Source organism: Lentimicrobiaceae bacterium (genome assembly GCA_020636745.1).
Lineage (GTDB): Bacteria > Bacteroidota > Bacteroidia > Bacteroidales > Lentimicrobiaceae > Lentimicrobium.
Genome location: JACJXH010000006.1, coordinates 232,403 through 257,217, shown reverse-complemented (window position 1 = coordinate 257,217; position 24,815 = coordinate 232,403). Strand labels below are relative to the sequence as shown.

The following is a 24,815-nucleotide window of genomic DNA, read 5'->3' as shown; positions in this document are numbered from 1 at the left end:
CACCGGAATCTTCAGATTTCACATTGTTGGAATTGCTTTTGCAAGAAATAAGAGCAAAAAATAATATTTGAATGAATAAGGTACTATTTTTAATACAGAGTAACATCTCAGATGATTTTAATAACCTCTAAAGTATGGAAATAAGTAATGATCTCAGATAAATTCTCCACGTTAACGATAAATGGATATTTTATGCAGCATGAATCATCAAGAACAAACAATAAGAGTTTGTCAAATTTATAATTACCTGTTTTCAACTCAATATTCGCATTATAACAGTTCTGTTTATTTAAGTTGGTAGCATTAATTACATACGTAAATTCATTAAAATTCTCATAATTAGTAAGAACTAAATAATCAGAAATGCCTGATTTCTTTAGATTCTCAAGCACCAAATCAATTTTATTGATATTACAAGATGTACAGCCAATCTCGTTAAAATACAGGACAAGTTTTGAACTATCTGAAATTATAACAGAAAGGTCTCTTTTGTTGCCGTAAATATCAGTTACCGTGCTATTGCAATCTACCTTATGATTCTGCAGCGCCAGAGCCTGAAAGAACTCTTCCCGTAATTCAAAACTCAGGCTGTTAGATCTCATCGTACTATCTACCAACTTTTCACTTCGGGTTATTTGTTGATGTAACGTCTGGTTATTTAATATTTGATAAATATTAGCCAATAGCAGCATTACAATTGTTGAAAATAATAATGATCGTGATTTCATAAAATTATTTTGCAAGTACTATAATAGTATTATCCGTTTCATTAAGATTCATTGATTGAAGTATATGCCGGTATCTGGCATTTATCGACTGAGGTTTCTCATTAAGTATTGAACTAATTTTCATAGGTGAAGCTGAAAAGACAAATGATTTTGTAATCGGATCAATCCCCTTACATAATAAGTTCTCCGAGCCATAAAGATCATTGTTCATGTTTATCTTACTAACATGAAATTGCTGCATAGAATTATTACGAAATAAATAAAACTCTTTACCGTTTATGGAATATTTTAAATAGACACTGTTGTCACATTCGAAATATAAATTGATCAGGGGCCTTTCTTTTAAGACTCGTAATTGTACATTATCCGACAACTGAATCAATTCGGAAAACGATTTATCGTGACGAAAATCAATAAATTTATATGGTTCAACATTTGTTCCCGAAATACGATAAATTGTATCATTTGCATATTTTCGGTATAAAAGATTTTCATTATTGTCATTTAATCCATTTCTGAGTTCAATCGAAAAATTCCTATTTAGGTAGGGGAAAAAGTATTTCAAATTGAGACCATTGTAATCTGTAATACAAAGATTTGGATTCCAACTTCCACAAATAAAAGCGAGTTTATCATCAGGTTTAATAATAGCAACCTCAAATGGGTGAATATTTTCAGGAATTTCAATTGTTTTAATAAAATGAGGCTGATTAGCTTCGATAGTATAAAAATGCATAAACTTTCCATTATCAAGAACGACAATGTTTTGATTTGCTTCATCCCAAAAGAAATCCGTTGGATCCAAGAACTCACCGGGGCCCTTACCTGTATTTTTAAAACGAGTGATAAATCTGCCTGAACGACTAAAAATAAAAATATCCTTTGCAACCAGCCAATCAAGGATCATTATATATTCTTTTGTAAGAAATATCCTGTCAATATGGCCAAAAGCTGAGTTTTTTGTTGTTTCGAGTTTAATAAATTGAACTTCCGTAAAAGCATCGCTTACAGTCCATGAAGAATTTACCGGAATTTCCGTAACCCTAATCGTTTCATAAGCGAATGGTTCATTATTTTCATTCGTTTGATTGTTGTTTTTACAACTTATTATTAAACAAGCTATTAGAGCTAATAATAAGTGAATAATATCTTTTCTAATTATATTTGCTTTCTGCATTTTATTGAAATTAAGGTAAAGAGCAAGATTTAAAATCATAAGCACTATGCTTTTAAAAGCAAATACTGCCACTTAAAAAAGTATGGTGGCAGTATTGCATTTTAATATCAATCAGTTGCTCCGGGACAATTTCTTGTTGTTGTTCCTCCATTATAGCATCTTTCGCCATCGCCCAGGTCACAACAAATTTCATAATGGTTCACGCCATCAGGACAGTTAACTTGTTGCCAGTGTTTTTTTTTGTTTGATTCTTCGGCTTTTAATTTTAAAAGCGGAGAAAAATTGAGCATCATTATACCCATTAACCCAAGAAATATAATCTTTTGCTTTTTCATTTTTATCAGATTTGCTAATTAATACTAAGTAAATTCAAATTGTCAATCGATTCCTCCAGGGCATTTTCTGGTTGATTGCCCTCCTCCATAGCATCGATTTCCATCTCCATTATCCGAGCAAATCTCAACCCAATTTACTCCATCAGAACAATTTATTTGTTTCCAGTGATACTCTTTTACCGGTTCCGCTTTCAAATTTGTAAACGGGAGAATATTAAGTGCAATCAACCCCAGTATAGAAAGCAGAATTATTATGTTTGTTTTCATTTTTTCGAAATTAAGTTTTTAAATGTCATTTATTGAATATTGTAAGTCACAATGTTAAAATCTAAATTAATCGAAATTAGGATTTTATTAGTTAAATCCAACTTATACTTAACAACTACGGAGGCACATCCTTCACCGGCAGGCAACGGCAGAGCGCTGAAGATATTATCCGGTGTGGATGTGCAGGAAATATTAAGTGCTTAGAAACATGTGCGTTGATTAAATACCCCCTAGAAAATCAGCTGATTATGGATTTCATGGGCGTAATGATGTAGGATATAATTGAACGAAAGACTGTTCATAATAGATTAATCTGATATGTTTTTCTATTTATTCACAAAGCTAAAAAAGAAATTTTTATAAATCAATAGTAATATTCATATAAAAGCTAAACAGTCATTAATAAATTAAGTGCAAGCTTGATATTTACAGGTAAATATAAGGCCATTATCAGAATAAGCGCCAATCCCACCAGGGCAAACATAATAAAAAAGTACTATGGCCGGAATCACTTATTGTTCAATGCTCTGAAACAAGCCTGCAATTTTTATAATTATCGGGTTTTTAACACATCCTGCAGTTTTCAGTAATATTAAAACCAAATTGGTTTAATTTTTAGATTTAGTCAAAAAAAAACACCGGTTAAAATTCTTAACCAGTGTTCAATTCTTAAAAATCCGAATATTACTTTCCTGCCTGTTTTCTAATCAGGTTAAGAGCACTGCCCGCCCTGAACCAATCAATTTGGGCTTCGTTATAGGTATGGTTAACCATAAATGACTCAGTAGTACCATCAGCATGCTGCAGCACCATTGTTAATTGCTTTCCGGGGGCAAAACCGGCAAGACCGGCAATTGAAATAATATCATCTTCGCGAATTTTGTCATAATCGGCCTTATCAGCAAAAGTAAGGCCAAGCATGCCCTGCTTTTTAAGGTTGGTTTCATGAATTCGGGCAAACGATTTTACCAGCACAACTTTAACGCCCAAATGCCGGGGTTCCATGGCAGCATGTTCGCGTGACGAACCTTCTCCATAGTTTTCATCACCCACAACAATTGAAGCAATTCCTGCCGCTTTATATGCTCTTGCCACAGCAGGCACAGGCTGATATTCTCCAGACAGACTATTCTTAACCGAATTGGTTTGACCGTTAAAGAAATTAACGGCTCCAATAAGCATATTGTCAGAAATATTGTCAAGGTGCCCGCGAAAACGCAACCAAGGGCCAGCCATTGAAATATGATCCGTGGTGCATTTGCCTTTAGCCTTAATCAACAAGCGCATTCCGGTTATATCGCTACCATCCCAGGCTTCAAACGGAGCGAGTAACTGCAGTCTGCCAGAATCGGGTTTCACAACCACCTGAACCAAACTTCCATCAGCCGGAGGGGCAACAAAGCCGGGATCCTTAACTTCAAATCCATGAGGAGGCAATTCAAGGCCTTCAGGTAAATCGAGCGATACCCACTCTCCTGCTTCGTTTATCAACTTATCGGTAAGAGGGTTAAAGGTAAGATCACCAGCTATGGTTATGGCTGTAACAATCTCAGGGGAAGCAACAAATCCGTGCGTATTGGGGTTGCCATCGTTGCGTTTGGCAAAATTGCGGTTAAACGAAGTAATGATAGAGTTTTTCCGTTCAGGATCATCGGTATGCCTTTTCCATTGCCCAATACAAGGCCCGCAGGCATTGGCCATCACAACTCCGCCTATATCACCAAAGTCTTTCAGCAATCCATCGCGCTCGGTAGTAAAGCGAATCATTTCGGAGCCGGGCGTAATGATAAATTCTGATTTAACTTTAAGATTTTTCTGTTTAGCTTGGCGGGCAACCGATGCAGCACGGGTCAAATCCTCGTATGATGAGTTTGTACATGAACCAATTAGCCCAACTTCGAGTTTAGCAGGATAATCTTTTTCCTTCACAATCTTAACAAATTCTGAAATCGGGTAAGCGGCATCTGGAGTGTAAGGACCATTGATATATGGCTCAAGCTCCGACAGGTTAATTTCAATCAGTTGATCAAAATACTTTTCAGGATGCTGATATATTTCATCATCGGCTCGTAAATCAGCTATAATCTGGTCGGCCAAAGCAGCTATCTGTTCACGACCGGTTTGCTGCAAATATTTGCTCATTTTCTGGTCGTAACCAAAAACAGAGGTGGTAGCTCCAATTTCGGCGCCCATATTGCAGATAGTTCCTTTTCCTGTGGCAGAGATACTGTCGGCACCTTCGCCGAAATATTCAACAATGGCGCCTGTACCGCCTTTAACGGTAAGAATTCCGGCCACTTTCAGAATAACATCTTTGGCAGAAGTCCAGCCATTAAGCCGGCCGGTAAGTTTTACACCGATTAGCCTGGGCATTTTAAGCTCCCAGGCCATACCTGCCATCACATCCACTGCGTCAGCACCACCAACGCCAATGGCTATCATACCCAGCCCTCCGGCATTCACAGTATGCGAATCGGTACCAATCATCATTCCACCCGGAAAAGCATAGTTTTCGAGTACCACCTGGTGAATGATACCGGCACCTGGTTTCCAGAAACCAATGCCATATTTATTGGAAACCGATTGCAGAAAATCAAAAACTTCCTTGTTTTGTTCCAAAGCTGAATTCAAATCGGCATGTGCTCCTGCCTGGGCCTGAATCAGGTGATCGCAATGCACTGTTGAAGGAACAGCTGTGCGACTTTTACCGGCATTCATAAACTGAAGCAACGCCATTTGTGCAGTTGCATCCTGCATGGCAACCCGGTCGGGTGCAAAGTTCACATAATCGATACCACGCCCAAACACCTGTGAGGGGTTTCCGTCAAACAAATGGGAATAAAGAATTTTTTCACTCAGGGTCAGCGGATGGCCCAGTAGTTTACGTGCAGCAGCTACCCTTGCAGGTAAATTTGCGTAAACCTTCCGGATTAAATCGAGGTCGAACAGCATAATAGATTTGTTAATTTTCAGGTTAATAAATAATCACAGAATTTCTGCGAAAACTAATATCACATAAAAGTTGCCAAGAGAGTTAACCGACTACTTGTTCATCATCAATAAACAGGTTGAATCATCTATTTAAACAACTTTGCTATCATTAACAGGCATCAGCAGGTTTTGTTTGCCTTTATCAGTATCAGTTTGACTTGTCACCAACAAAATAATCGTCTTTATCCTTAAACAGAACATTGAAAGTGGTAAGACTCCCATAAATACGCGTTATGTACTGCTGAATATCTACTTTTTCCTCGTCGGTAAGCTTACTGGCATTTACTTTTTGCTCCATCACCCTGAGCCTGTCGCGTACCATTACAATCTTATGAAAGAAAGCATCGATGGGGACTTCTTTTTCTTTGAGAGAAGTGTCGCCCGGGAACAAAACCATGCGGCCTCCTGTCCATTTCTGCCCTATGGGAACAGTTTCCTGAAGGTCGGTAAAACGACGCAGCACACGCACCAGGCTTTTCTCCATTTTCTCGTAGGTCGCCATATCTGAAGGGGTTTCAACGGCTTCCATCACACGAAGTCCGGTAAAATCGCGCTGTATAATGCGGGTGCCATTCTCAATAAAGGTAATTTCCCAGGCATCAGCTCTTACCTGAATAACAACACCCTTTCCAAACTGAGGATGCTCAACTCTGGAGCCAATCCCTAAAATCAATTCATCCATTTTTTTAAGTTTAAAAATTAAATTTTACAATGAAATACCTGATAACGCCTGATGAATTTCGAGCACCTGGGGTATAGCCAGACTGTGATCGCCGTTAAAAATAACGAAATCAGCCTTTTCGAGTTTTTTTTCTTCAGGCCACTGCTTATCCATGCGGTCAAGTACCTGCTCGCGTGTCATACCATCGCGCTTTATTACGCGTGATATGCGCTCTTCGTAAGGAGCTGCCACAACAATCACCTTGTCAAATTGCGTATAAAAGCCAGATTCATAAAGTATTGCCGCTTCCTGAATCAGATAAGGCACATTGGTCAGGCCCTGACACCATTCGTTAAAATGAGCTCTTACAAGAGGATGAATAAGTGCATTGAGTTTTTGCAGTTGCGAAGCATCCTTAAACACAACTTCAGCCAATGCTTTGCGCACAATAAAGCCATCGCTGCCAATAAGCTGAGAGCCAAACTCACTGGCAACCAGCTGCGCGACATCAGGGCGATCCATAATTTTCTTCGCCTCTGTATCGGCTAAATAAACAGGAATACCCAGCACCCTGAAAACGCCCGCAATGGTCGATTTTCCGCTTCCTATACTACCGGTAAGTCCTACTTTCATCATCTGACAAAGGTTAAGCATACAAACATAAGCTTTTACAGGGAATCATCAAAGTGCAGACACAAAAATTAGAAGCCGGAAAATAAGTGCTGAAATAATAAAAAAACGGAAGAGGTATACATTTGCGTTCAGGTTATAACAGCCCTGAACTAATTAAATTCTACTTCAATATCAGGCACTCAACCTTATCGGGTTCGGTTCTGATAACTTTAACAAATGAAGGTTTTCGCCTGACGGTGACCGGAAGTCGGGTTTTTCCGGTATTTATCATACTGCTGTAGTCAACTGCTACTTCGAACATGGAAGGATCGAGCCTTTTATAATCGCGCATGGCTACGCGGCAGGTTAATTTCACCATATCGGGAAAAGTTCTGTATGAAACACCGGGCATATCAGCAAACAACAGCACCGGAACCTGAATAAAAGCTTCCGTAAATTTCTCAACATTAATCGTCACACTCACACTATCGGTTGATAAACTCACAGCAGGGCTTAAAGCCGGCTGAAGCAGCTTTAACCTGATTCTTTCATTTTGGCTAAGGTTTTTAATGGTGTATGGCTCGGTATTTAAAAAGCGTAGGGTATCAATCAGGCTTTTTCTCCCATAAATCCAAACCGAATCGGGATTCACCCGCAAAGAATCGTACAACTGAAACTGTTTGGCAAAACCAAGAGATAGCTCAGGGTGAACAGCTACCCGCTGGCGGTATGTTTTTTCAAAAATAAAACGCAATGTATCAGGCTCAATATCAATTAATTTAGCACCAATAGGCAATTGTTGCGCTATCTCATTCATAAGTTTTGAAGTGCGCAAAATGCCGGTATAAAGATCGCCTTTCCGTTGAAGTTTAATACCTGAAAGGTTAAGGTCAATGGTGTTTTTACCCCGCATAAACATTCGGGAATAGAGATCGAGCCCTTTAGCACTCATTACAATGTGTATCAAAGAGTCAGGATTACCAACGAGGATTTTTCCATCAGGGAGTTTGCCGGCCTGAATCAGATAATTAACAGGCGCTTCATAGTCGCGACTCAATTTAATTAAACTCCACATAAACAGGGAAATAAGGGTACAAACCAAAAAGACGGAAAGCCGGTTTCGCAGCCTTCCGTCCATGGGTTTTTTATTTCCTGAAAGTATCGCCAAAAGGATATCTTTCACTGATCAATGCATTTAAAGAGTTTAATTCATCAGTTAGCTGCCTATTTTTGCTGATTGGCAAGCTGATCGCTGGCATCGCCTGCAACTGCTGATTTTTCAATACGAAGACGTGAGCCGTCTTCAACTTCGATGGTAAAAGTAGTTTCCTGAACTTCTACAATTTTACCATGAATACCACCAATGGTCACAATTTTATCACCTTTTTTGAGTGCTTCGCGATATTTGCGCAGATCTTTGGCTTTTTTTGCCTGAGGTCTGATAAAAAAGAAATAGAAAACGACCATAATTAAACCAAGAAAAATCAAAGAGCTGTATCCGCTGCTTTGACCTCCGGCGGGTGCCATTAAAAGAATTGATGTAAGCATACTTGTCGAAATTATTGGTTAGAAATACATTATTTAAGTTCTTCAGGCAAAATTACTTCGGCCTTAATTCTGATAACCTGGGTATTAGGCTGCGTATTACTGACAATGGTAATCGTTTTGTTTTGATATCCACGACGTCCTTCACTATCAAACTTCACATCAATTTTATGGGATTCGCCGGGCTTGATAGGGGTTTTGGGGAAATCAGGAACGGTACAACCACAGGAGGAGCTCACCCGCGAAATAATCAGGTCAGATTTTCCGGTATTGGTAAATTTAAAGCCAAATGACACTTTTTCACCCTGAATTACACGGCCGAAATCATGAAAATCCTTTTCAAAACTCATAACCGGCATTTCAGAAGCGTCGCCGTTTCCATCGGCAGTATTGGGGTTTTTAACCACATCTGAGGGAATAAGACCTTTATCAGACGATGATTGGTTGCAGGACGCAAGCAACAGTATGGACAGGCTTAAAATACCTGCCAGCAGAAAAATCGGGGTATTGGTTCTGGTTTTCATCGTTACAAAATACAAATTGAAATATCAACGGAGCAAAGGTAGTAAAATTCGCAGGTTTCCTGAAGAAGATAACAGCTTATTGAAAGGGAAACATCAAAATACGGATTGTAAGGACTATATCAGGTTTAAATCTCTGATAATATAAACATCATAATCGCCCAGATAACCGAATGCGGCTTTTTTATAAAGGTTGAGGGCCGGAATATTTTCGCGGTGCACTTCAATTTTTACCTGATAGCCATCGGCCCTGGCAACCTGCAGCGATACCTGAAGCAAAGCACGGGCCAGTCCACGGCGTCTGTATTTTTCATCAATGCCAAAGTGGTGCAGATAGGTGCGACGTTTGTCGTTGGTGAGCCATGAAGTACCAATTATACTTTCATCGTCAGCTATCACCAACAGTAAATGACCGCCTGCATCAATTGTATCCTGAATAATTTGCTGGTTGTCACCCCTGGCACTGCTCCCCAGCCCGGTTTCAAGCCATAGCTTTTCTACAGCAGCGTAATCAGCGCCACTATAATCTCTAATAAGATAACCCGCAGGTAATTTTACACTATTCGAGTAGTCCACGGCCTGATTTTTTAATCAGCCCTTCAGCTTTAAGATCATTCACAAGTTTATCCAGAATGCCATTGATAAACTGACGGCTTCGGGGCGTACTGTATTCTTTTGAAATCTCAATATATTCGTTAATTGTGACCTTGAGCGGGATAGACGGGAATTCGGTAAACTCAGTAATAGCCATTTTAATCAGAATAACATCAAGCACAGCAATACGTTCAAGCTCCCAGTTTTGAGCACGGGCCGCAATCAAAGCTGCATACTTTTCACTGTTAAAAATTGTTTTTCTGAACAACCTGATTACAAAGTCGCGGATAAGATCATCACCTTCCTCATCAGGCGTAACTATTAACGGTGGAAGAGGCTGAAACTCATCCATTTTGGCATCCCACTTTTTAATGGTTTTAGCAAACATCATGGCAGCGGTGTCCACATCGTCGACCCAGTTGATATTTTTCTCTTCAAAAAGACTCAGGAAAGTATCATTCCCCAGCATCAGTTCACCCAGCAAATACACAACAATCTCTTTGTCATCCTTATAGGTAGCCGTTTCGGCTGACATATATCTGGCAAATGCTTCTGAGTCGCGCATCTGAAGAAATATTCTGCGAAACATTTCCTGATCGTCTGCCCATGAAATTTTGAGGCGTTCGATGTTTCTCCTCAAATCGCGGTTGGTATCGAGCTGAAGCAGAAATTTATTATCAATAAAACGGGTATTGGGATTCTTTTCTTCTTCAGTCGGCAAAAATTTCTGACGGGCGTCTTCCATTCTGTTTCTGGCAAAGTCAGAAACTTCAAGCACTGCTGACAAGAAATAAATGTAAAGATCGTAAATGCTCTGGATGGCCGAAACCAGGTTTTTCTCGCTTACATTCAACTGATTATCATCAGATTGAAAATGTGCATAAAGGGCCTGCATGACCTTGATTCTTAAGTGCCTTCTGCTTAGCATGTAGATGTGATGTAAATGAACTGCAATCGATTTATTTTGCGGTGCAAAAGTACAGATTTATACCTAACTTCTGACAAACAGATAAAATTTGCAGCAATTTCGCTTACAGAAAAATTAACCGAAAGCCTCGATTTTATTGAGATTCAGCACTTTTACAATCCGACAAAAAGAAGTAAAAACCTAAAAATTGTGCAGGTTAAAAAAGCATTTTGAACACTTACTTATAATTTATAAAACATGACAATTTAACATGAAACAATGCGCCCTGCCAGTAAATATTCATTATTTTAAATGCAGGAGCTAAGGTCAAATAGAAAGGAGGTCGGTTAAAGATGACTTCGGTTTAGCTGTATTCAAAACCTGCATAAATTGGAATCTGATGTTTTACGTACAATTTATTTTTTACATTTGCGTTTGAAATTTTCTAAAAACATTGCAATTACAACAACTATGGAAGAGTTTGACAACAGAGATCAGAAAGACGAAATTTTCTCCAAAGCAATCAGAGCAGGCAAAAGAACTTACTTTTTTGATGTAAAAGCAACAAAAACAGACGAATATTATATTACCATTACCGAAAGCAAACGTCGTTTCGATAACGACAATGGCAAGTTCACCTATGAAAAACACAAACTGTTTCTGTATAAGGAAGATTTTGAGAAATTCAGCAACGGTTTGGCTGATGCTGTTAACTTTTGCGAAACCGGCGAAGTACCTGTTGAAACTCATGTAGCAGAAACAAAAGAAAGCATCAACGACATTGAGTTTGAAGATTTCGACTTTGACAGTAAATAAAGTATACTCCTGCAAAGTACATTAAAAAGTCATTGTTAGTTCCAATGCCGGTTACCGGATTAAATCATCGTTAAATCATCACCAAATATACACACCTCTGCACCACCATTTGGCTGAGGCTGAGGCATGTTGCTTGCCAGAAAGCCCGATGCACCAAACCGGCAACGAGGTAAACAGAAGCTGCCACCGGCAGCCAAACAGCTCATTATATGCATGTTAAAACATTTTTATACTTTAAACACCGGTTATAAACAGTATTACGGGCAACAAGCTCAACACTTAAAAGCCATCGCAAAATAGCAAAGTAAAGTTATTCACAGGGTGGTTAGTTTACTTGGCAGACGAATAAATAATTGTACCTTTGTAAAATTCAGGGAAGCAGGCTAATTTAGCTCCACGCACCTGACTATCAGATAAAAAGAACTTAAAAATGGGTAAAGTAATCGCAGTTGCAAATCAAAAAGGAGGGGTAGGTAAAACTACAACAGCCATCAACCTGGGAGCAGCATTTGCAGTGCTTGAGTATCGCACATTAATCATTGATGCTGATCCTCAAGCCAATTCAACTTCAGGTGTTGGTTTCGATCCCAAAAACATCAAAACAAGCATATATGAATGCCTGATGGACGAAGTGGAGCCTGCCAATATTATACTTACCACCAACACCCCGAATCTTGATATACTTCCGGCTCATATTGATTTGGTTGGAGCTGAAATTGAGATGATTAATCAGCCTAACCGTGAAAAAATGATGCGGAAGGTGGTGAATAAAATCAAAGATAAATATGATTTTATAGTGATAGATTGTTCACCATCACTCGGACTGATTACAGTCAATGCGCTGGTAGCTGCCGATTCTGTAGTAGTGCCGGTACAATGCGAATATTTTGCGCTGGAAGGGCTTGGTAAACTGCTGAACACCATTAAAATTGTACAATCCAGATTAAACACAGAACTTGACATAGAAGGCATCCTGCTTACCATGTATGATACCCGTCTTCGCCTGTCAAACCAGGTAGTTGATGAAGTAAAAGCTCATTTCCAGGACATGGTATTTGAAACTATGATTCACCGGAACACCAAACTTGGCGAAGCTCCCAGCTTTGGTGAAACCATTATCATGCATGACATCAACAGCAGTGGAGCCGTTAATTATCTGAACCTGGCCCGCGAAATACTTCAGAAGAATGAGTTAACCAGGATCAAATCAACAGAAAAACAAATCGACACTACAAATGAATCCTAAGAAAAAAGCTCTTGGACGCGGACTGAGCGCCATTCTCGAAAGCCCTGAAACGGATATCACCTCTACTGATATTTCAGGAAGTTTTGTAGCCGGCGCTGTCGCCTCAATCCCTGTTTCTCAGATAGACCCCAACCCTTTTCAGCCACGCGAAGACTTTGACCCTGACGCATTAAACGATTTGGCTTCTTCTATCAAAGAACAAGGGATCATTCAGCCTATTACCGTCAGGAAAATGGGTTATGACAAATACCAGCTTATTTCGGGTGAACGCAGGCTTAAAGCCTCAAAATTAGCCGGACTGGAAGAAATTCCCTGCTATATCAGGATTGCCAACGACCAGCAAATGCTTGAAATGGCACTGGTTGAAAATATTCAGCGCGAAAGCCTCAACTCGCTCGAAATTGCTATCAGCTATCAGCGACTGCTCGACGAATGCGAACTTACACAGGAAGAATTAAGCCAGCGCGTTGGAAAAAACAGAGCCACAGTTGCCAATTATATCCGTTTGCTCAAGCTGCCTGCTGAAATCCAGGTTGCCATCCGCGACAGCAAAATCAGCATGGGACATGCCAGGGCACTTATCAACATCGACGATGAGGATACTCAAATCACCATTCTGCGCAATGTGATTCTTAAAGATCTGTCGGTACGCGAAGTTGAAGAAATTGCCAGAAACCTGAATAAACAACCCACTACCAAAAAAGAATCGAAAAAAGTGGAATTACCTGCTGTTATGGATGAACTCTGTAATACTATTGCCGGTAAACTCAATACAAAAGTAAGTGTAAGCCTTAACAATAAAGGCAGAGGTAACATCGTTATCAGTTTCAGCTCTCAAAAAGAGCTGCAGCGACTTCTGAGTAACCTCAATCAATAAGGGTTGCATATCAACACTTTAGATTATAAAATGATGTACTTCGCATCCGGAATCACTCATTTCCGTTTTATCACCTTTTTTAAAAAGGTGATTTTTGTTGTGTTTATCTGCTGTTTTTGGATGCAACACCTTGCAGCACAGGATACTATTCAGGCTGAAACTTACCTCCCTCCTGCCGATCCTGCTATCCCGGCGCTGCATTCAGCACACAAAGCAACCATTTATTCATTGGCTTTGCCCGGGCTCGGACAGGCCTACAATAAAAAATACTGGAAAATTCCGGTGATTTATGCCGGCTTTGGATTTCTGGCCTACAACATTAAAGTCAATAGCGATGAAATGAATAAATTTACGGAAGCTTATCGCTATATTTCCAACAAAGACACTTTTGCTATTGACAATGAGTACGTTACCAGATATCCCAACACCAGCGATTTGTTGCGCGGCCGCGATTATTACCGGCGAAAGGTTGAACTTAGCGTTATTTTTACTGCAGCCTGGTATTTGCTGAATGTAATTGACGCTGCTGTTGATGCCCACTTTTTTGATTACGACATCTCTAACAACCTGTCACTCAGGGTCGACCCTGTTTTTATGATGCCTGCCGGCACACGCGACCGCTATACCAATGGACTGCGACTTAGTATGAATTTCTGACTAAAATCTGAAAGATTGAAAATTGCATTATCAGGATATGGCCGAATGGGCCACGAGGTCGAAAAAGCTGCTATTGAAAGAGGGCACCAAATAGTTTTAGCTCTTGACAATGCCAGCGACTGGAGTACGCACAAAATAAATGCCCGTGAAATAGATGTGGTTATTGATTTCAGCACTCCGGCATCCGCAGCCTGGATTGTTAATCATTGTCTGGAATCCGGCATTCCTGTCGTTTCGGGAACAACAGGCTGGCCGGCCGAACTTGAGAAAATAAAAGAACGTTGCCTGCAACTGAACGGGACATTTTTCTATGCTCCCAATTTCAGTATTGGTGTCAACATTTTTTTTGAAATCAACCGAAAACTTGCTTCACTGCTGAATAATCATCGCCAATATCAAGCCAGTTTACACGAAATACACCATATTCATAAACTGGATGCTCCGAGTGGTACTGCCATAGCTCTGGCCAACGATATTATAGCTGAAAATCATGCTTACCAAAGCTGGCAAGCCTCGTCAGACAAGCAAGCCTGTAAGTTACCTGTTACAAGTGAACGCTCCGGCGAAGTTCCCGGAACTCATATTGTACAATGGGAATCGTCAGCTGACTCCATTGAAATAAAACACACAGCGCATAACAGACAAGGATTTGCAACCGGAGCTGTACTTGCTGCTGAATGGCTGTCAGGGAAAACTGGGGTCTTTGATATGCAAGACCTGCTCAATTCAACCACCTGATTGATAAAAACATTAAGTTTGCAATATATGCAGGAGCAACATCCTGGTTAATCTAAAATTTTACTTTATGGCAATCTCATTGATTCTGATTTTAATCATTCTGTTTTTTCCGGCATTGCTCTGGAAAACGTTTCAAACAGCCGGACATGACAGCTGGAAATCGGCTGTACCTTTTCTCAACTACTATATATGGCTAAGAATTATCAATAAACCTTTGTGGTGGTTTATCTTTATCATCATGCCTTTTATCAATGCCTTCATGGTGATGCTGATGGTTGTTGAAACACTCAAATGTTACAAGATATTCGGCCTCGGCCAGCAAGCGCTGTCAGTTCTTTTCCCTTACATTTATCTTCCCTGGCTGAGTATAAAAAAGGAACAAGACTATGTAGCCCCACTCAGCAGAGTGAAAATTAAAAAAACGCCCATGAGGGAATGGGTAGATGCCATAATATTTGCAGTAATTGCGGCTACAATCATCCGTGTATTTATGATTGAAGCCTACACGATTCCGACATCATCCATGGAAAAATCGTTACTGGTAGGTGATTTTTTATTTGTGAGCAAACTCAGTTATGGCCCTAAGGTGCCCAACACACCACTGGCTTTTCCGTTTGTACATCACACCATGCCGCTTACAACGTACACCAAATCATATGTTGAATGGCTGAAGCTACCCTATTACCGGTTTCCGGGACTTACCACGGTTAAAAACAACGATGTTGTAGTATTCAATTATCCTGACGGTGACACTGTTGCGCTTAAAGTTCAGAATCAGAGCTATTATGCCCTGGTAAGAGATTATGGACGTTACAGGGTATGGAACGACAAAGCCAATTTTGGAGATATTGTTGCCCGACCCGTTGATAAACGCGAAAATTACATCAAACGGTGTATTGGTATTCCGGGCGATACATTGGAAATCAGGGATCAGGTTGTTTTTATCAATGGCAAAGCAGCCGACTTACCCAATCAGGCACAGTTTAAATATTTGGTAAGAACTGATGGCACCCGTATCAACCCAATGGCTCTTGACAAACTTAATATAACTGAAGATATTGGTATGGCCGGCCCTGACGAGATGGTTATGACCCTTACCAATGAAACGGCTGAAAAAATAAAAAGCTTTGTCAATGTCAAAGAAGTGAAAAAAATTATTCAGCCTAAGGGTTTCTGGCAACCTTACATCTTCCCATTTGACTCAATTTACCCATGGAATGTTGACAATTTCGGACCACTGGTCATTCCTAAAGCTGGAGTCACCGTTGAAATCAACACAAGAAATATTGTGCTTTATGAGCGTATTATCAAAGCTTATGAGCATAATAATCTCGAAATAAGAGGCAATGAAGTCATCATTAACGGAAAACCTGCAACCAGCTACACCTTTAAACTGGATTATTACTGGATGATGGGCGACAATCGACACAATTCAGCCGATTCAAGATTCTGGGGATTTGTTCCAAACGACCACATTGTAGGAAAAGCAGTATTTGTCTGGCTTTCACTTGACAAAAACAAACCCCTGTTTGGTGGAAAAATAAGAATGAATAAACTTTTCCGCTCTATCAAGTAACTGTTAAACCAAAAAACAAATTTATATGTACAAAGCAGAAATACACACTGTTAAAGGTGTGATGAAAGTAAAATTCTTTGAAGAAGATGCACCCAATACAGTGGCCAATTTTGTAAAACTGGCCAAAAGCGGCTTTTACGACGGACTAAATTTTCACAGGGTTATACCTGACTTTGTTATCCAGGGAGGATGTCCTGACGGAACAGGTGCAGGCGGACCGGGCTATAGCATTAAATGTGAACTTGACGGCAACAATCAGTTTCACGATCGTGGAGTACTTTCAATGGCTCACGCCGGCCGTAACACTGGCGGTTCGCAGTTCTTTATCTGCCACAGCAGACTTAACACCAGCCATCTCGATCGCAATCATACCTGTTTTGGCAAAGTTTATGAAGGGCTGGAAGTAATTGACCTGATTCGTGCAGGTGATGAGATTGAAAAAATTGTCATTACTGAAGAAAATTAATAACTGTTTTTCCTGTTCAGGAAAACACTGAACTGTATTGATTGCCGGATGATACTTTGTTAAAACAGTTATTGCTTTACTAAAGCAATACCAATAAGATACTGTTTAATAAAGAATCATCCGGTTTTTGTAAATTTGCACAGATTGTAATAAAATAAGCCCGCACATGGCCGCAAAGGGAAATTCTTTAAAGAAAAATACGCTTAAAGACGAATTTGACGAATCGCCGAAAAAGAGCAAAAAAGGAAAAAACAAATCCTTTGGGCTGCCTTTGTGGCTCTCCGATGGCCGTGCCCGGAAAATTACCGGCGTGTTTCTGATTTTACTTGCGGTTTATCTGCTTTTTGCATTCTCATCATACCTCTTTCTTTACTTTAAATGGGGATATGACGATCTTTTCTCATCCTTTTCGTTTAACAGAATACTATTTGATACCGACATTGAGGCCAACAATTGGGCTGGAAGGCTTGGTGCGGCGCTTTCTATTCTCTTGATAAAAAAAGGTTTTGGAATTGCATCTTTCCTGATTATTCTGATTTTTCTGGTAACCGGAATAAAAATGTCGCTCGATATTTCGGTTTTACCTGTTTGGAAAACCTTTCGCAACTCATTACTGGGGATTCTTTGGCTCCCGGTGGCTTTAGGATTTCTTCTTCAAAACTCAATGTATGCAGTATTAGGCGGTGTAACCGGATACCAAAGCTCAATCTGGCTCGAAGGCCTCTTAGGAAAAACCGGCACAGCCATAGTACTGTTTTTTACACTTATAGCCATTCTGGTTTTTGCTTTCAATATGCCACTGGAACTGCCCAAAAGGCCTGAAGAAATGGATGAAACTGCAGACGAAGACGGGCAACTCACCAATAAAGATGCTTCTGTAGTGCGCAAACACCACGCAAAAACAACCTATGGTGCAAATACAGAAGACAAATACAACACCATTGAATTTTCGGTTGCTCATGATGAAACACTGACCAACGATCTGCCAAAGACAAATCAAAAGAAAAAGCCTGCAGAAGACGACTTTTTTACTGTTACCAATACGCCTGAGCCCGAAGCACCTGCTGAAGAAATTGAACTCACGATTGAAGCACCGGCACCTGAAAAAACGGAAGAAGTAGTGGCCAACGAAACAGGGCCATTACATTTTACCATCGACACCGAATTTGATCCAACACTTGAACTTCCTCATTATCAATATCCAACACTTGAACTTCTTGACGACTATGGAACTAACTCCAATACGATAAGTGTTCAGAAGGAGGAGTTGGAAGCCAATAAAAACCGCATTGTTGAAACCCTTGCCAATTATAATATTCAGATTGACAAGATTAAAGCCACCATAGGGCCTACGGTTACCTTGTATGAGATTATTCCGGCTCCGGGAGTCAGGATTTCAAAAATCAAAAATCTTGAAGATGACATAGCGCTGAGCCTGGCTGCGATGGGAATCAGAATTATAGCGCCTATTCCTGGTAAAGGAACCATTGGAATAGAAGTTCCCAACCTCAAGCCCGAAATAGTGGCTATGAAATCCATTATGGGGTCTGAAAAATTCCTGAGCACCAAATATGAATTGCCTTTTGCAATGGGCAAAACCATTCAGAATGAGCCATATATAGCCGACCTCACCAAACTTCCCCATATTCTGATGGCAGGAGCTACAGGCCAGGGAAAATCAGTGGGTTTAAATGCCATTATTGCTTCTATCCTTTACCGCAAGCACCCATCGCAGGTAAAATTTGTAATGATTGACCCGAAAAAAGTTGAACTTACACTTTTTTCGAAAATAGAAAGGCATTTTCTGGCCAAATTACCCGACTCAGAAGAAGCCATCATTACTGACACCCGCAAGGTAGTCAGAACGCTTAACTCACTGAACATCGAGATGGACAACCGGTACGATTTGCTGAAAGATGCCCAGGTGAGAAATATCAAAGAATACAATGCCCGTTTTATTTCGCGCAAACTAAATCCACTGCATGGCCATCGATATCTGCCATATGTAATTGTGGTGATAGATGAGTTTGCCGACCTGATTATGACTGCCGGGAAAGAAATTGAAGCGCCACTTACGCGTTTGGCCCAGCTGGCCAGAGCAATTGGCATACATCTGGTAATTGCCACTCAACGCCCCTCTGTTAATATTATCACGGGCACCATTAAGGCCAATTTCCCTGCCCGAATTGCCTTCAGGGTAATTTCAAAAATTGATTCACGCACCATTCTCGATACCGGTGGAGCTGATCAACTGGTAGGCCGCGGTGACATGTTGCTGTCAACCGGCAGCGATCTCATCAGGTTACAGTGTGCTTTTGTCGACACCCATGAGGTTGAACGCATCACTGAATTTATCGGTTCTCAAAGAGCATATCCTGATGCCTATCACTTACCTGAATTTGCGGATGAACAAGACGCTAAAGAAACAGAATTTGACCCATCGATGCGCGATGAGCTGTTTGAAGATGCAGCCCGTATCATCGTAGCAACCCAACAGGGAAGCACTTCATTGCTTCAGCGCAAGCTCAAGCTTGGATACAACCGGGCAGGACGTATCATTGATCAGCTGGAAGCTGCAGGCATTGTTGGCCCCTTCGAAGGAAGTAAGGCCCGCGAAGTAAAAGTTGCCAATGAGATAGCTTTGGAACAGTTTTTGAGAGACCTCAGACCAGAAGACAGAAACAACGATTATTAATCACAGGAATTAAATAAAACCAAATGAAAAAAATCATCTTTTCAACTTTTGCCCTCATTTTTGCTTTTTCTTCAATGGCACAGTCGGACAAAAAAGCCCGCACTATTTTAGATGAAGTTTCGGCCAAGACCAAAACCTATAAAACAATCCGTATTGAATTTGCTTACAATATGGAAAACAAAGCCCAGAAAATAAATGACACATACAAAGGTGTTCTCATTTCCAAAGGCGACAAATACAAATTGTCTTTCTCAGGCCAGGATGTTATCAGTGATGGTAAAACGGCCTGGACTTTTGTTAAAGATGCCAATGAAGTGCAAATAAACAATGTGAGCAAAGATGACGACAGTTTCACTCCAACCAATTTGCTTTCGACCTATAATGAGAATTACAAAGCCAAGTTACTGCAGGAAACTGCCAAACAACAGATTATTGAATTAACACCCATCAAGAAAAAGAACTTCAACAAAGTAAAAATTACCATTGAAAGAGCAAAAAAAATGGTAAGCAGTATCTCAATTTTTGACAAAAACGGGAGTGTATATACATACAGCGTAAATAAGTTTGAGACTGATCTTCCGTTTAACGACAACACCTTTGTTTTTAAAGCAGCAGAGCATCCCGGCGTTGAAACGGTGGATATGAGATAATAACAGCTGCAGCTATTTTCCTTTCAGAAGGAAACAAAACAGCGAATTATGAGTTTATTGGGGAAACTTTAAACATGGACACCCTCTATCATATTTCGCTGTTTTTGCATTCATGGAATCGCTGGCTTATTTTACTGGCCGGAATTTTGGTAATAATCTTTGCCATCTCGGGTTTAACCAACCGCAAATCCTATTCTGATGCGCAGCGGAAACTTATGCTGGTTTTTATCATCAGTCTGCATACTCAATTGCTAATCGGACTGCTGCAGTATTTCTTTTTAAGCCCGTTTACAGCCATGGCTTTGCGCGATTTCGGAGCAGCCATGAAAGACAGTACACTGCGCTTCTGGGCTGTTGAACATACGCTGGTAAATGTAATTGCCATTGCGCTGGCGCAAACAGGAAGTATATTGTTGAAAAAACGAACTGATGACAGGCAAAAGCACCGGACAGCGCTTATCTGGACATCCATTGCCATAATTTTTATCCTGTTGGTGATACCAACGGGCATGATGGGAGTTGAGCGACCCTGGTTCAGATTTTAAAATAGTACAACCTCCTGAAATAATATTTTAATCCAATAAAAATCTGGAAATTGTACCAAGCAGAGTCTTTCTGCTGATAGGTTTTGAAACATAAAAATCACAGCCAGCCTCAAGTGCTTTGTAGCGATCTTCAGATAACGCATAAGCTGTCTGCGCTATCACAGGCAAACCAGGAAAATGTGCCTTAATGTGTCGGGTAGCATCCAACCCATTCATAACCGGCATCTTAATATCCATTAAAATCAAATCAAACTTTTTCTCCAGGGCCTTTTCAACAGCTTCAGCTCCATTAACTGCCCGCTCTATCTTGCACCCGGTACCTTTCAACATCAACCTGAGCAAGGTAAAATTTGCATCTTCATCTTCGGCAATCAACACTGACTTTTCTTGCCATTGATAGGATTTGCCGTCAACATCCGATTCAATCTCAACACTTAATGAATCGTTGTGTTCCTTAACAAATGGTAAATAAAAACTAAATTCGGCCCCCTCGCCCAGTGCTGAATGAACCATAATATTTCCATCCATTTGCTCAACCAAGGCTTTGGAGATAGCTAAACCAAGCCCGGTACCGCTATATTCACGGGCAAAATGTGAATTTATCTGTCCAAAACGTTCAAAAATTAAATCATGATTTTCCGGTGCAATGCCTATACCAGTGTCCTTTACATTAAAATGAATGCGTCCATTCGACACTTCGTAATTTAAACTTACATATCCTTCTTTTGTAAATTTAAAAGCATTATTAATAAGATTAAGCATAATCTGACGAAGTCTGATTTCGTCACCTAAAAAGTAAAGATCCTGAATTTCATCTTTGGGAGGCACCAGTAACTGAACCTTTCGGGCCGGATTTGTCATGGCAATCTGATAAATCTCATCAAACAGCTTTCTAAGGCCAACTTTTCCCTTTTTAATCTTTATCTGACCGGCTTCAATTTTTGAAATATCAATAATATCATCAATCAGAGCGAGGAGTTGGGCAGAGCAGGAATTAATGATGCCTACAAAGTTCTCCATATCATTTTGTGGGAGACCGGGCGTTTGCAACAATTCGGCAAAGCCAAGAATCCCATTCATCGGAGTTCTGATTTCATGGCTCATATTGGCCAGAAAGGCTGATTTTAACCGATCGGCCTCTTCAGCTCTCTCCTTTGCTTCGAGCAATTCATCATTCTGAACCGCAAACTGATCGTTCAGCCACATATATTCGTCATTCAGCGTGCTAAGCTTTTCGTTAGTTGTTTGCAGGGCCTGTTCGGCAGATTTACGTTCAGTTATATCGCGCCAGGTGGTATATAAAATCTCCTGTTTTTCAATGTTAATCAAGGTTAGCACCACTTCCACCCAAAAGTTTTCGCCATCAGGTCTGCAATGTACCCAATCGAACCGGTGATGGCCCTGGTTTAGCGCAACTTCAATCATTTGTTGCGCTTTCTTTTTCGAATCGCGGCCATCGGGCTGTAATGCAGGTGACAAGCTGAACGGCTCCTGAGACACAACAAACTCTCTTTTAGCTTTCAGCATTCTGAGCGCAGCATCGTTACAATCAATAAAGCGTCCATTTTCAATAATAAGATTGGCATCCTCCGAAGCTTCAAACAACCTCCTGAAGCGCATTTCACTTTCACGCAGCTTCAATTCAGCATTCCGGCGAGATGTAATATCTAAAATAAGGCCTTCAATGGCAATTACCTCACCTTTTTCATTATGAATACCACACCCCTGCTCCCAAACCCATTTGAAGGTTCCATCAGCCGTAACAATTTGATATTCATCTGTAAAAATCTGCCTATCATTCAAAATTTTTTGCCACTTTACCCATAACCTTTCCTGCTCATCTTTAACAATCAAATCATTATAAGAGATTCTTTTATTATGAATCAATTCGTCGGGATAATATCCGGTAAGCTCAAGTGCACCCTGACTCACAAATTCCATAGTCCAGTCACGATCGTTTTTGCAGCGGTATGCCATTCCCGGCAGGTTACCAAGCAGCGTTTGTAGCTTGCGTTGTATTTCGGAATTCTCCTTTTCGATTCTTTGTTGTTCGGCCAGGGCTCTGGCTTGCTGAATATTGTGTATTGCTCTCTGAGATAATTGGTTTGCAATTAGAAACAGACTTTCAGCGATTTTTTCAAATTGTTCACGAGGCATTCTCTTTACTCTTCGGAGCGCCTGCATATACACATCCTTGTCTACTCCAATTTCGTCAGCATATCCTGAAAGTTTTTCCAGGTCAGCATCCTCGTCAAGCACTTGCCCTATTAACCAATTGGCAATATGCCTGTCTCCGGCAGCTATACTGGCACCGGCATCCCATAATGCTCCACTCATGCAAGGTTGAACAATGGGTCCCTTATTATTGTATTGACCAATAATCGCATCTGAAAGCCGGCAATTAGCTTGTCCAGAATCAGTTTTTCTGATTATATTGCTGCACAAATAACAAAAATTGCTTGGACGGGTTATGGGAACTCCATGAATATCAGTGATTACGGAAGCCACCCCGGTGGCATCGCTGAATGCATCCTGAATTTTCTGTATCTCAGCAATATCAAACAAATCAGTAAAAGAAATATCACCTGTTTCATCTCCCGGCCTGGTCAGTTCATGAATGCGCTTACTCAGTATCTGTTGCCTTTCTAAGTGAGTATCGTTCAATTGCTTTACTTCAGAGATATCGCGCACAACTGCCAATAGATATTGATCCTGACCAATTGAAAATTTTTTCAGAGATACCCATGCCCAGAATACTGAACCATCCTTACGCTTAGCCAACCATTCAAATGCCTGAGGACCTTCCAAAATTAATTTCCTGATTCGAGCCAGGGCCTCTTCATGTGTAAAAGCATCAATATTGGCACTCAAATCACCAACTGTTTGTTCAAGAAGCTGTGCCTTATCTGAATATCCGTATAAATCAAGTGTGAGCTGGTTGGCATCAAGGATGCGACCGGTAGATATTTCTTCAATAAAAATAGCTTCATTCGTTGCATTAAAAACCTGTTGAAACTTTGAGAGTGTCCTATTTAACTCATTCTGAACATTTAACCTTAAAAGGGCCGAAGAAGCCTGTTGAACCAAAACTTCAATCACTCCCTCATCAATAGATTCGTTGCAGGATGTACCAAATATCAATAAACCACCGAAATAAGTAGAAAAACGTGTAAAGCCTATTTTATAACAAGAAGCTATTTTCAGTTCGTTTTCAATCTCAACACATTGTTCTTTGGCAATAACTGAAGAGGCCAGTTCGTAAAATGAAGAAATCCTGACCAGTTTTTCTGATTTAAGCGATTCTTTAATTTCTTTTGACAGACGCTTTTCAGAAATTTCAATCATGGAAAGACTTGTGCCAAGAACAGAAGTCAGATAACCCAGATATGAATCAATTTTCTTATTCCACTTGCGGATTTTATAAGAAGATTTTTCATGCCTGCTGATAATCATCACCAAAAATTCAGGGAAAATATGATCAATAAGCGAAAGCAATAAATCATAAATCTTGTCAGCATCATCGGCCTCATTAAAACTTACAGCACTTTGTGCAATCAGTTCGAAGGCATTACTTGCCTTATGAGTTTGATTTTCTTCTACTTGACTACCTTCAGAAATTTCAGTAACAGATATAAAATAACATGCAGTCTGCTGAATGTACCTGCAGGAGGCTACTATCCTGGCATAAGCATTTCCATTAGCTAAACTTATGCCCGACTGCTCAAATACAAATGCTTTCCCTTCCTGCCATGCATCATGCTGCTCAAGGGTATGAATAATTTCGTTCGATAAAAGTTCCCCTAAATGCCGGCCTTCAAGATCTGCTATTAACTTCTTCTCTGATTGGATGGTATCACTGCAAAAAGTGACCACTAATTGCCGGTCAGTGATAATGGTTGTTTCCAATTTAATAATATTTAATAGTTTACTTATTTGCTTTTAAGTTTAAAAAGAAATATCAGTAATTTAAAAGGTAATAAATAACAAAAAAATAAAAGAAGTTATTTGGCCTTAAAAATGGAGCCTTCATAGTATCATTAGTGATTCCAAAATTAATGATAATTGAACATAAAAGTAACCTGCTTTCAAGAATTAATTAAATTGCTAACACCATGCACCTAACATCTTACTTATAAAATATACGCCCTATTAAGTGTACCCCATACACTATAAATTAAAAATCAGCCTTATCTGCTTCAAGGAAATTACAC

23 protein-coding genes are annotated in these 24,815 nt (G+C 40.1%); 10 read left to right on the top strand and 13 right to left on the bottom strand.

The genetic code is table 11. The features are described 5' to 3' along the window. Positions 1 to 107: 107 nt before the first annotated feature. The 12 genes from H6541_11115 to H6541_11060 all read right to left on the bottom strand — a co-directional run bounded on the left by H6541_11115 (position 108) and on the right by H6541_11060 (position 10,326). Complete coding sequence (locus H6541_11115) at positions 108 to 728, bottom strand: hypothetical protein (protein MCB9016336.1); 621 nt, start codon at positions 726 to 728, stop codon at positions 108 to 110. A 4-nt stretch (positions 729 to 732) separates the two neighbouring features. After that, complete coding sequence (locus H6541_11110) at positions 733 to 1,905, bottom strand: 6-bladed beta-propeller (GenBank protein ID MCB9016335.1); 1,173 nt, start codon at positions 1,903 to 1,905, stop codon at positions 733 to 735. Between the two features lie 107 nt (positions 1,906 to 2,012). Further along, positions 2,013 to 2,240, bottom strand: coding sequence for a hypothetical protein (locus H6541_11105; GenBank protein ID MCB9016334.1), 228 nt, complete (start codon positions 2,238 to 2,240; stop codon positions 2,013 to 2,015). A 42-nt stretch (positions 2,241 to 2,282) separates the two neighbouring features. Next, entirely contained in the window at positions 2,283 to 2,507 is a 225-nt protein-coding gene (locus H6541_11100; GenBank protein ID MCB9016333.1) for a hypothetical protein, read from the bottom strand. A gap of 684 nt (positions 2,508 to 3,191) precedes the next feature. Next, the gene (locus tag H6541_11095; protein ID MCB9016332.1) at positions 3,192 to 5,459 is read right to left on the bottom strand and encodes an aconitate hydratase; all 2,268 of its coding nucleotides are present in this window, start codon (positions 5,457 to 5,459) and stop codon (positions 3,192 to 3,194) included. A 187-nt stretch (positions 5,460 to 5,646) separates the two neighbouring features. After that, the gene (locus tag H6541_11090; protein MCB9016331.1) at positions 5,647 to 6,180 is read right to left on the bottom strand and encodes a hypothetical protein; all 534 of its coding nucleotides are present in this window, start codon (positions 6,178 to 6,180) and stop codon (positions 5,647 to 5,649) included. 24 nt (positions 6,181 to 6,204) lie between these two features. Then, the gene (locus H6541_11085; protein MCB9016330.1) at positions 6,205 to 6,795 is read right to left on the bottom strand and encodes a dephospho-CoA kinase; all 591 of its coding nucleotides are present in this window, start codon (positions 6,793 to 6,795) and stop codon (positions 6,205 to 6,207) included. Positions 6,796 to 6,952: 157 nt separating this feature from the next. Further along, positions 6,953 to 7,954 carry a YbbR-like domain-containing protein gene (locus H6541_11080; protein MCB9016329.1) on the bottom strand — a complete coding sequence of 334 codons (1,002 nt, stop codon included), beginning with the start codon at positions 7,952 to 7,954 and terminating at the stop codon, positions 6,953 to 6,955. Between the two features lie 41 nt (positions 7,955 to 7,995). After that, a complete protein-coding gene (gene yajC, locus H6541_11075; GenBank protein ID MCB9016328.1) occupies positions 7,996 to 8,319 on the bottom strand; it encodes a preprotein translocase subunit YajC in 324 nt (107 codons plus the stop codon). A gap of 29 nt (positions 8,320 to 8,348) precedes the next feature. Continuing rightward, on the bottom strand, positions 8,349 to 8,840 hold the full coding sequence (locus tag H6541_11070; protein ID MCB9016327.1) for a DUF1573 domain-containing protein: 492 nt from the start codon (positions 8,838 to 8,840) through the stop codon (positions 8,349 to 8,351). A gap of 114 nt (positions 8,841 to 8,954) precedes the next feature. Beyond that, positions 8,955 to 9,413: a GNAT family N-acetyltransferase gene (locus tag H6541_11065; GenBank protein ID MCB9016326.1), complete on the bottom strand. Its 459-nt coding sequence runs from the start codon at positions 9,411 to 9,413 to the stop codon at positions 8,955 to 8,957. Next, a complete protein-coding gene (locus H6541_11060) occupies positions 9,397 to 10,326 on the bottom strand; it encodes a transcription antitermination protein NusB (GenBank protein ID MCB9016325.1) in 930 nt (309 codons plus the stop codon). The genes H6541_11065 and H6541_11060 overlap by 17 nt, the downstream gene beginning before the upstream one ends. Positions 10,327 to 10,809: 483 nt before the next feature. On the opposite strand from H6541_11060, the gene H6541_11055 reads away from it, so the two are divergent. From H6541_11055 to H6541_11010, 10 genes are all read left to right on the top strand, one after another. Further along, entirely contained in the window at positions 10,810 to 11,154 is a 345-nt protein-coding gene (locus H6541_11055; GenBank protein MCB9016324.1) for a DUF3276 family protein, read from the top strand. 430 nt (positions 11,155 to 11,584) lie between these two features. Next, entirely contained in the window at positions 11,585 to 12,400 is an 816-nt protein-coding gene (locus H6541_11050) for a ParA family protein (GenBank protein MCB9016323.1), read from the top strand. Beyond that, on the top strand, positions 12,390 to 13,277 hold the full coding sequence (locus H6541_11045; protein MCB9016322.1) for a ParB/RepB/Spo0J family partition protein: 888 nt from the start codon (positions 12,390 to 12,392) through the stop codon (positions 13,275 to 13,277). The genes H6541_11050 and H6541_11045 overlap by 11 nt, the downstream gene beginning before the upstream one ends. Before the next feature lie 120 nt (positions 13,278 to 13,397). Next, positions 13,398 to 13,934 (top strand): hypothetical protein, encoded by a 537-nt coding sequence (locus tag H6541_11040; protein MCB9016321.1) that lies wholly within the window; start codon positions 13,398 to 13,400, stop codon positions 13,932 to 13,934. A gap of 15 nt (positions 13,935 to 13,949) precedes the next feature. Beyond that, positions 13,950 to 14,672: a 4-hydroxy-tetrahydrodipicolinate reductase gene (gene dapB, locus H6541_11035; GenBank protein MCB9016320.1), complete on the top strand. Its 723-nt coding sequence runs from the start codon at positions 13,950 to 13,952 to the stop codon at positions 14,670 to 14,672. A 67-nt stretch (positions 14,673 to 14,739) separates the two neighbouring features. Further along, positions 14,740 to 16,248, top strand: coding sequence for a signal peptidase I (gene lepB / locus H6541_11030; protein MCB9016319.1), 1,509 nt, complete (start codon positions 14,740 to 14,742; stop codon positions 16,246 to 16,248). A 25-nt stretch (positions 16,249 to 16,273) separates the two neighbouring features. Next, positions 16,274 to 16,714 (top strand): peptidylprolyl isomerase, encoded by a 441-nt coding sequence (locus tag H6541_11025; protein MCB9016318.1) that lies wholly within the window; start codon positions 16,274 to 16,276, stop codon positions 16,712 to 16,714. 166 nt (positions 16,715 to 16,880) lie between these two features. Then, a complete protein-coding gene (locus H6541_11020; protein MCB9016317.1) occupies positions 16,881 to 19,409 on the top strand; it encodes a DNA translocase FtsK 4TM domain-containing protein in 2,529 nt (842 codons plus the stop codon). A 23-nt stretch (positions 19,410 to 19,432) separates the two neighbouring features. Beyond that, a complete protein-coding gene (locus H6541_11015) occupies positions 19,433 to 20,059 on the top strand; it encodes an outer membrane lipoprotein carrier protein LolA (GenBank protein ID MCB9016316.1) in 627 nt (208 codons plus the stop codon). 74 nt (positions 20,060 to 20,133) lie between these two features. Further along, on the top strand, positions 20,134 to 20,604 hold the full coding sequence (locus tag H6541_11010) for a hypothetical protein (GenBank protein ID MCB9016315.1): 471 nt from the start codon (positions 20,134 to 20,136) through the stop codon (positions 20,602 to 20,604). A gap of 27 nt (positions 20,605 to 20,631) precedes the next feature. On the opposite strand, the gene H6541_11005 is transcribed toward H6541_11010, so the two are convergent. Further along, positions 20,632 to 24,510 carry a PocR ligand-binding domain-containing protein gene (locus H6541_11005; GenBank protein ID MCB9016314.1) on the bottom strand — a complete coding sequence of 1,293 codons (3,879 nt, stop codon included), beginning with the start codon at positions 24,508 to 24,510 and terminating at the stop codon, positions 20,632 to 20,634. Positions 24,511 to 24,815 lie beyond the last annotated feature (305 nt).